Annotated in this window: 1 protein-coding gene; it reads left to right on the top strand. The window is 70.3% G+C overall.

All coding sequences use genetic code 11. The annotated features are described in order from the left end of the window. Window positions 1–362: 362 nt before the first annotated feature. A partial coding sequence (locus tag G3I19_RS36275; protein ID WP_164267916.1) for an MFS transporter occupies window positions 363–1942 on the top strand: 1580 nt, incomplete at its 3' end.

Raw genomic sequence — 1942 nt, 5'->3', positions numbered from 1 at the left:
CCGCGCTCGCCGCTTTCACCACCCTGGCCGCCTGCGCCGCCGCCACCGCGTCGGCCACCTCCGCCGCCACCCGGCCCGCCGTCTCCGCCCGGTGACGCGTCGAGCAGTTCACGGGCCTTCCCGGGCGGCGCCTCGCGCGCCAGCAGCCCGCGGACGGCGTCGGCCAACTCCCTCTGCTCCTGCGTGATTCCGATGCCCATGCACAGCGAGACTAGAACACGTTACATTCTGACGGAAGGTCAGATATGGAGGTGGGGCCAGGTGATACAGATCACGCGGTACTTATATGGCCTTTACCGGAATACCCCGCCCCCTCCGGAAGCTTTCACGATGCAACCACTTACGCCCCGGAGGCTTCCCGCATGACACAGGCCGCTCCCTTGCTGCCCGAGACAATCGCCGAGGAACCGCGCCCGCCACGCGGCAGGGGCGGCATCGTCCCCGTACTCGCCTTCGCAGGCATCGTCGTGGCCGTCATGCAGACGCTGCTCGTCCCGGTCATCAAGGACCTGCCGACACTGCTGAGCACCGCCCCGTCGAACGCCACCTGGGTCATGACCGCCACGCTGCTCGCGGGCGCGATAGCCACCCCGATCATGGGACGGCTCGGCGACCTCTACGGCAAGCGGCGGATGCTGCTCGCCAGCCTCTCCGTCATGGTGATCGGCTCGCTGATCTGCGGCTTCACCGACAACTTGCTGATCATGATCGTCGGCCGGGCGCTCCAGGGCTTCGCCATGGGCGCCATCCCGCTCGGCATCGGCATCATGCGCGACGAGCTGCCGCGCGAGAAGCTCGGCTCGGCCATGGCCCTGATGAGCTCCTCCATCGGCGTCGGCGGCGGACTCGCCCTGCCGGCCGCCGCCCTGGTGGCCCAGCACGCCGACTGGCACGCCCTGTTCTTCGGCGCCGCAGGGCTCGGCGTCGTCTCGATGGCCCTCACCCTCGTCTTCGTACCGGAGTCGTCGACCCGCGCCCGCGGCAGCTTCGACACCATCGGCGCGCTCGGTCTCTCGGCCGGTCTGGTCTGTCTGCTGCTGCCGGTCACCAAGGGGTCCGACTGGGGCTGGACCTCGGGCACCACACTCGGGCTCTTCGCCGGCGCGGTCGCCATCCTGCTGCTGTGGGGTCTGATGGAGCTGCGGATCGCGGCCCCGCTCGTCGACCTGCGCACCACGGCCCGCCGTGAGGTGCTGCTCACCAACCTGGCGTCGATCATGGTCGGTGTCGCCTTCTACGCCATCTCGCTGGTCCTGCCGCAGCTGCTCCAGCTGCCGAAGGCGACCGGTTACGGCCTCGGGCAGTCGATGGTGGTCGCGGGCCTGTGCGTCGCGCCGCTCGGCCTCACGATGATGCTGACCGCGCCGGTCTACGCCAGGATCGCCGCGAAGTACGGGCCCAAGGTCTCGCTGATGATCGGCATGCTGATCATCGCGGTCGGTTACGGGGCGGGGCTCGCCCTGATGAGCGCGCCCTGGCAGACCATCATCATCTCGGTCGTCGTCGGCGCCGGTATCGGTCTCGCCTACTCCTCGCTGCCGGCGCTGATCATCGGCGCGGTCGACCCCTCCGAGACGGGCGCGGCCAACGGCCTGAACACACTGATGCGCTCCATCGGCACCTCGGTGTCGAGTGCGGTGATCGGCATGGTGCTCGCGCACTCGTCGGTCGCGATGGGCCCGGTGTCCGTACCGAGCATGAGCGGCTTCCGTACCTCGTTCATGATCGCCACGGGCGCGGTCGTCATCGGCCTGGTCTTCGCGGTGTTCCTCCCCTCGCGCAAGCGCACGGCCGCGCCCGCGCAGCCCGTCGCCACGAGCGAGGGCATCACGGCGCCGGTCGCCGAGGCCACGGAGGCCGCCGAGACCCTCACCGGCGGCCGGGACCGTGTCTTCCGCGGGTTCCGCGGCCGGGTGCTCGACGCCGACGGCGCCGCGGTGCC

Source organism: Streptomyces sp. SID10853, from assembly GCF_010548145.1.
In the GTDB taxonomy this organism is placed as follows: Bacteria; Actinomycetota; Actinomycetes; order Streptomycetales; family Streptomycetaceae; genus Streptomyces.
This window is presented reverse-complemented; position numbering and strand designations above follow the sequence as displayed.